Source organism: Phyllobacterium sp., from assembly GCF_037994405.1.
Taxonomy (GTDB): domain Bacteria; phylum Pseudomonadota; class Alphaproteobacteria; order Rhizobiales; family Rhizobiaceae; genus Phyllobacterium.
In genome coordinates this window covers 20885-27530 of record NZ_JBBNAN010000441.1, presented here as the reverse complement: position 1 = coordinate 27530, position 6646 = coordinate 20885, and the positions used below count along the sequence as shown (strand labels likewise).

Here is a 6646-nt window from a genome sequence, read left to right as displayed (position 1 = left end):
AGCAAGCCTGACCGATGCACTTGCTGCCAGAATATGGCACTATGTCAGCGCCATTGGGAAATTTCTATCGTGTCACGCTCCGAACGTCTGCTCAATCTCATCCAGATCATGCGCCGCTACCGGCGTCCGGTCAGCGGAAGGGTGCTTGCTGACGAAACCGGCATCAGCATCCGCACGCTTTACCGGGATATAGCCACGTTGCAGGCCCAGGGTGCGCATATCGAAGGGGAGCCCGGCCTTGGTTACATATTGCGGCCCGGTTTCATGCTGCCTCCATTGATGTTTTCCGAAGACGAGATCGAGGCGCTTGTGCTGGGCTCCCGCTGGGTCGGCAAACAGCCGGATCACCGTCTCTCCGCAGCCGCCCGCGATGCGTTGGCAAAGATCGTGGCCGTTCTTCCCGCCGATCTGCGCGACGATGTCGATGCTTCCGCTCTTCTCGTCGGTCCGCGCGATTCCACGCCTTCAGATGCTGATGCTATTGATCTTGGTCTGGTGCGAAAGGCCATTCGATCGGAACGCAAGCTCGATATTGTCTATCGCGATGGCGCCGGATCGGAATCGAGACGCTTTGTCTGGCCATTTGCGCTCGGCTTCTTCGACCGCGTGCGGGTCATCGTTGCCTGGTGCGAGCTGCGCCAGGACTATCGGCATTTTCGGGCCGATCGCATCTCATCGCTGGCAGCAACCGAGACGCGCTACCCACGCCGACGCCAGGTTCTCATGAAGGAGTGGCGCGAAAGCCAGGGCATTGCGCCGCCGGCGTGACGATGAAAAGCCGGCCATCGTCTCGATGCCCGGCCTGGCCGTATCTTGTAGAGTTTTATTAGTACGTTGTCTTGTGGTGCACCGGCTTGTGGTGATGATGTTTCGGGTGATGTGTGACATGATGCTTGTGATGCACGGGCGTCGTAGCGGCCATTGCACTTGTCGAAGCGAGAACAGGCGCCGAGACTGCGAATGCAAGCGCGAGGCCGAGAGCCGTAATGAGGGATTTCTTCATTTCCTTGGGTTCCTCTGAGACAAGGGAGTGATTGAGCACAACCTGCCATTTATGACCGGTTGCAAATCGAACAGTTTCAACGTCTTACCTGCTCTTTATCGGCCGCGAATGTTTCCCCTATTTCCCGACTGTGGAGTCTTGTTTCTGCAATATCCCTCGAATGAGGCAATGGCCGTTTGTCGCTACTGCCATAAATTGACAGTATGTGGATCTATGGTGTTCGCGTCGAACAACAAAAGGACAGAACGATGCTCAATCCCGATTTTATGCTCATCTATGTTAAGGACGCGCCGGAGAGCCGCGCATTCTATGCCGATCTGCTTGGACGCGAACCCGTCGAGGAGTCGCCGAATTTCGCCCTGTTCGTTCTTGAGTCCGGCCTCAAACTTGGCATGTGGAACCGCGAGAAAGTCGAGCCAGTAACAACGATGCAGGCCGGTGGTGCTGAATTGGTCTTCGGCGTTGATGACAGCGAGGCGGTCGATGCCATTTACCGCGACTGGTCTGCGCGTAACATTCCGATCGCCATGGCGCCGGTACTCATGGATTTTGGCCGCACCTTCGTGGCGCTTGATCCGGACGGACACCGCTTGCGCGTGTTTGCGCCTTCCAATGAGGCGAACCAATGACGCAGCACTGGATCGCGGTCGCGTCGGCCGATCACGTCCGCCGCGGCCTCAAGGGAGGCTTCATGCAAGTCAGCCATGGCAAGCTTGGACCTTTGAAGAAGATCGCGCCGGGCGATCGCGTCGCCTACTATTCGCCAACGGAAATTTACGGCAACAAGGATCAATTCCAGTCTTTCACGGCTGTCGGCACGGTCCGGGAAGGCGAACCCTACGATGCCGACATGGGCGGAGGCTTCGTCCCCTACCGCCGCGACGTCGAATGGGATGAGGCCAACCAAGCGCCAATCCATCCCCTGCTGGAGCAGCTGGAGTTCACTGCCGGCAAGCGGAATTGGGGTTACCAACTACGCTTCGGCCTGTTCAAGGCCAGCGCCGACGACTTCGCGATCATCGAATCGGCCATGAATGCAAAACGGCCCCCTCAGTGACGGGGCCGTATGCACGAATAGCGATCATGCCGCCTATTCATGCTGAGCGATGCCTTGCCTCGACGCCGGTGCGAAAGCCTCGCTCACTGGCGCCATCGCCGGATGCCATTGGCGATCAGTCGTTGAGGATTTCCAGATCGAGCTGGCCAAGGCGTTCCTGATCGGCGACCGCGTCGATGCCGACGATCCTGCCATCCGCGATCGTGAGGTTGAGAACGACACGCAGTTGGCCACCGACAGCCACGACGAGGCCCATTCCCCCGTCGATGAGCGCCGGTCTTGCGCCCTGCGCACGGCCCGAGAATGTGCCAGCCACAGCCGCAGCACCGCGAACTTCGGCCGATGCTCCGAGAGCTACGGCGGTACGGTCGGCCCGGAACACAACATCCGGATCCAGCACTGCGAGAAGTGCATTGAAGTCACCGCCGCGCGAGGCGGCGAGGAAGGCATCGACAACCTGCCGTTGCCGGCTCCGGTCGGCGCTGGAAACCGTGTTTTCTCCCTGCACCCGGCGGCGGGCACGGCTCGCGAGCTGGCGCGTCGCCATCGGCGTGCGCCCGACAATGGGAGCGATCTCGTCGAACGGCAGATCGAACATGTCGTGCAACACGAATGCGATCCGCTCGGCCGGTGCCAACGTTTCGAACACCACCAATAGTGCAAGACCGACCTGATCCGCCATGAATGCTTCGTGCTCGGGGCTGTCCCCGCTGCCGGCGACTGGCTCTTGCCCCGGGGCCTCCAGTGGCTCCTCGCGCCGCGACTTGCGTGAACGCAGCATATCCAGGCACACGCGTGAGACTACTGTCGTCAGCCATCCGCCGAGATTTCCGACGCCGCTCACGTCTGATCGGTTGAGCCGCAACCAGGCTTCCTGGACGGCGTCTTCCGCCTCGCTGCGGGAACCGAGCATCCGGTAGGCAACGGCCCGCAAGTGGGTCCGGCTGGCCTCGAATTTCTCAGCCAGAAGTTTTTTTTCGTCCATCGGTCACATTCCCTCATCTCATTCCGTCAAGGCTATGACGAACGAAAACCAGACGATGTGACAAGATGATCGACTGGGTCGCAACAGCGTCAGCAACAGATACGAAGACTCTAAAAGGAGAGTAAAAATGCAAGCACGAATGAGCAACCCGGCAATCGTCCTTCCAGACGCGATGCAGGCTCTGCATGCCTTGGGCAAGGCGACCGAAAAGGATGGTGTTCCGGCGCGGACGCGCGAACTTTGCCATTTGCGTGCCAGCCAGATCAACGGCTGCAGCGTATGCGTTGACATGCACCCGCGCCTCGCCAGGAAACTCGGGGAGACGGACCAGCGCCTCTTCGCCGTGGGCGCATGGCGGGACGCGCCGTTCTTCTCCGAGGCCGAACGCGCTGCATTGGCGCTCACCGAGGCCGTCACCCGGCTCAGCGACAGGGCGGATCCGGTGCCGGATGAGATCTGGCAGGAGGCAGCCCGCCACTATGACGAGCAGGCGCTGGCGGCTCTGATTCTGTCGATAGCCCTGATCAATGTCTGGAACCGCCTCAATGTCAGTGTCCGCATGGTCGCCGGCGTCGAATGGAGCTGAGACGGGCGCATCGCAAATGAAAAACGGCCCCGCTGCTGACGGGGCCGTTTTTACGAGTGAAGCCTGAGCCGATTACTTGGCTTTTTCGTAAAGTTCGAGGACATAGTCCCAGTTGATCAGGCTATCGACGAACGCTTCCAGATATTTCGGGCGGGCGTTGCGGTAGTCGATGTAATAGGAATGCTCCCAGACGTCGACGCCGAGGATCGGCGTTGCGCCATGAACCAGCGGATTTTCGCCGTTCGGGGTCTTGGAGATTTCAAGCTTGCCGTTCTTGACCGAGAGCCAGGCCCAGCCGGAGCCGAACTGCGTGGTGCCGGCAGCGATGAAATCGGTGCGGAACTTGTCATAGCCACCGAGATCCGAGTCAACGGCCTTTTCGAGCGCGCCCGGAAGCTTCTTGCCGCCGCCGCCCTTCTTCAGCCAATGCCAGAAATGCAGATGGTTGTAATGCTGGCCCGCATTGTTGAAGAGGCCGGCATTCTTGCCGTAGGACTGCTTGACAATCTCTTCGAGCGAAAGATTCTCGAGACCGGCTTCGGCAGCCAGTTTGTTGCCGTTGTCAACGTAAGCCTTGTGGTGCTTGTCGTGATGATATTCGAGCGTTTCGCGCGACATGTAGGGGGCGAGTGCATCGTAATCATACGGCAGTGCGGGCAGTTCGAAAGCCATGGAAGTCTCCTCTTCGATATAATCTGTGACCGATTGGCAGCCCAGTTGGGCACCCGTAGGGTTGGTCGCCAATCCTGACAAAACCTGCGTTCGTTACATAGGTCCCAAATTCTTCGGGAGCAATGCGAAACGGATCAATATTTCCGCCTGATCCATTCTGAGGGTTAAATTTTCGGCGTCGAGTGTGCAAACTCCCAATAAAGCTCCCTCGCCTTCTTGGCGATCGGACCCGGCTGAAGATCACGGTCTTCAATACGCGTAACGGGAACGACCTTCGAATGGTTCCCGGTCGAGAAGATCTCGTCCGCGCCAAGGAAATCCTGCACGGAGAGGGTCGTCTGCGTCGTGCGGAAACCATAGTCGGCAAGCACGTCGATCGTGCGCTTGCGGGTGATGCCGGAAAGGAAGGTTCCGTTGGGCGCCGGCGTGAAAATATGCCCGTCCTTGACGAGGAAAATGTTCGACGTTCCGGTCTCGGCAACATTGCCCAGCATGTCGAGGACCAGTGCATTGTCGAAGCCGCGCGATTTCGCCTCGAGGATCGCCCGGCCATTGTTGGGATAAAGACAGCCCGCCTTGGCATTGGTCGGCATGGTCTCGAAGGTCGGGCGCCGGAACGGCGAGACCGTTACGGAGAAGCCGCTCGGCGCGATCATCGGCGCCTCGTACAGGCACAGGCAGAACCGCGTTGAATCCGGGTCGGACGGCACGCCCATATAGCCGCCATGCTCGGCCCAATACATCGGCCTGATATAGACGGCGGTCTGGCCGTCGAACTTCTTCAGCCCGTCATGGGTCAGGCCAACAATCTCTTCCGCGCTCATCGTCGGGTTGAGGCCAAGCGCGAGCGCCGATGCATTGACGCGCGCGCAGTGGCGGTCAAGATCGGGCGCAACGCCTTCGAACCAGCGCGCGCCATCGAATACCGTCGATGCCAGCCACATCGCATGGCTGCGCGGTCCGATCAGAGGTACGTTTCCTTCATACCAGTCGCCATCGACATAGGTCCATGTCACTGTCTGGGCTTGAGTATTGACTGCCATGATGTTGATTCCGTTCTTGATCATGAGTTTTTTGTATCGAAATGCACTTCTGCGGCGCGGTCAATGGTTGTCTCGATTGCAAGGCAGCAAATTGCAGTGCCTGTAACGCCCGCGCCGCACAACATCATACTATCGGCTAGTTGCAACGACGGGCACTTTCAGCGAAGTTCTGCCAATCCACCGGTCCGCATCCCCGCAAAAAAACATTCCCGCTACGGGGCAAACTTACAGACCCTGTCCGGGGTCTGTTTCTTGCCGGTGGCAAAAGAACAATCATTGCAAGCACGTGATTCGTCCGCTGCCTGACCGTTTCTCGATGGTTGTCACCCGGTCACAAAGTGTTTATCGAGGCTTGAACGGGCAAAAGACACCGGCCAACCCCTTTTTGTTGCCGAGGCGCAACAGTCGCGCCGCCGCCTTGATTGCGCCCTATTGTCAACGGTTGGCTGCCATATTCATTGTGCGTTTAGAACGGAGCGATCACCTTGGCGCTTGTTCAATTCGTCCTTCCACATAATTGGTTCAATGATGCAAAACACAATTTCCCGCCGCCGCTTCCTTGCTGCGATGACTGCGACGGCAGCCGCTGGGCTCGCAGGATGCGCCCAGATCCCTGACATGCCGGTCATCCAGGTCGATGACAATGGAAACCCGCTGATGCAGCCGCAGGCGGATGTCGATCCGGCATTCGCGTCCTATGCCGACATGTATTCGGCGCGCGAGGATGATGGCCACCAGCTGCCGGCGATCCCCATCGAAAAGATGGACAAGAGCTATCTGCGCCAGGTCGTTCAGGATCCGACCGGCGAACGGCCCGGTACGATCGTTGTCGATACGAACGACAAGTTCCTCTATCTGGTGCGTGAAAATGGACAAGCCATCCGTTACGGCGTCGGCATCGGCAAGCAGGGCTTTTCCTGGTCGGGCCGCGCAGCCGTCCAGTGGAAGCGCCATTGGCCAACCTGGACGCCGCCAGATGACATGATCGCCCGCCAGCCGGAACTGGTCAAATACAGCGCCAGGAACGGCGGCATGGAGCCCGGGCTGAAGAACCCGCTTGGCGCGCGCGCGCTCTACCTGTTCCAGAATGGCGTCGACACGCTCTACCGCCTGCACGGCTCGCCGGAATGGTGGTCGATTGGCAAGGCGGTTTCATCGGGCTGTGTCCGTCTCATCAATCAGGACGTGATCGACCTTTACGACCGCGTACCAAATAAGACACAGGTGCTGGTGATCTAGCCAAGGGCTCACGCAATGCAAAAGGCCGGTGGAGCGATCCACCGGCCTTCTTGATTTGGCT

The 6646-nt window shown here is 59.1% G+C and carries 9 protein-coding genes; 5 read left to right on the top strand and 4 right to left on the bottom strand.

Features of this window, described 5'->3' with window-relative positions:
* Positions 1 to 69 precede the first annotated feature (69 nt).
* Positions 70 to 768: a YafY family protein gene (locus AAAC48_RS24095; RefSeq protein ID WP_340656614.1), complete on the top strand. Its 699-nt coding sequence runs from the start codon at positions 70 to 72 to the stop codon at positions 766 to 768.
* Between the two features lie 58 nt (positions 769 to 826).
* Here the strand turns inward: AAAC48_RS24095 and AAAC48_RS24090 are convergent, their stop codons facing one another.
* Positions 827 to 1003: a hypothetical protein gene (locus tag AAAC48_RS24090; protein WP_340656611.1), complete on the bottom strand. Its 177-nt coding sequence runs from the start codon at positions 1001 to 1003 to the stop codon at positions 827 to 829.
* A gap of 248 nt (positions 1004 to 1251) precedes the next feature.
* Here AAAC48_RS24090 and AAAC48_RS24085 point away from each other — a divergent pair, with 248 nt between their 5' ends.
* Together AAAC48_RS24085 and AAAC48_RS24080 are read left to right on the top strand one after the other, a co-directional pair.
* On the top strand, positions 1252 to 1632 hold the full coding sequence (locus tag AAAC48_RS24085; RefSeq protein WP_340656610.1) for a VOC family protein: 381 nt from the start codon (positions 1252 to 1254) through the stop codon (positions 1630 to 1632).
* Complete coding sequence (locus AAAC48_RS24080; RefSeq protein WP_340656609.1) at positions 1629 to 2060, top strand: EVE domain-containing protein; 432 nt, start codon at positions 1629 to 1631, stop codon at positions 2058 to 2060. The genes AAAC48_RS24085 and AAAC48_RS24080 overlap by 4 nt, the downstream gene beginning before the upstream one ends.
* 115 nt (positions 2061 to 2175) lie before the next feature.
* On the opposite strand, the gene AAAC48_RS24075 is transcribed toward AAAC48_RS24080, so the two are convergent.
* Complete coding sequence (locus AAAC48_RS24075; RefSeq protein WP_340656608.1) at positions 2176 to 3045, bottom strand: sigma-70 family RNA polymerase sigma factor; 870 nt, start codon at positions 3043 to 3045, stop codon at positions 2176 to 2178.
* A gap of 127 nt (positions 3046 to 3172) precedes the next feature.
* On the opposite strand from AAAC48_RS24075, the gene AAAC48_RS24070 reads away from it, so the two are divergent.
* Positions 3173 to 3631: a carboxymuconolactone decarboxylase family protein gene (locus AAAC48_RS24070; RefSeq protein ID WP_340656607.1), complete on the top strand. Its 459-nt coding sequence runs from the start codon at positions 3173 to 3175 to the stop codon at positions 3629 to 3631.
* A gap of 72 nt (positions 3632 to 3703) precedes the next feature.
* Here AAAC48_RS24070 and AAAC48_RS24065 read toward each other — a convergent pair whose 3' ends face one another.
* Entirely contained in the window at positions 3704 to 4303 is a 600-nt protein-coding gene (locus AAAC48_RS24065) for a superoxide dismutase (protein WP_340656606.1), read from the bottom strand.
* Between the two features lie 164 nt (positions 4304 to 4467).
* Positions 4468 to 5346 (bottom strand): branched-chain amino acid aminotransferase, encoded by an 879-nt coding sequence (locus AAAC48_RS24060; RefSeq protein ID WP_340656605.1) that lies wholly within the window; start codon positions 5344 to 5346, stop codon positions 4468 to 4470.
* Between the two features lie 528 nt (positions 5347 to 5874).
* Here AAAC48_RS24060 and AAAC48_RS24055 point away from each other — a divergent pair.
* Positions 5875 to 6585, top strand: a complete 711-nt coding sequence (locus AAAC48_RS24055) for a L,D-transpeptidase (protein ID WP_340656613.1) — start codon at positions 5875 to 5877, stop codon at positions 6583 to 6585.
* Positions 6586 to 6646: the final 61 nt, after the last annotated feature.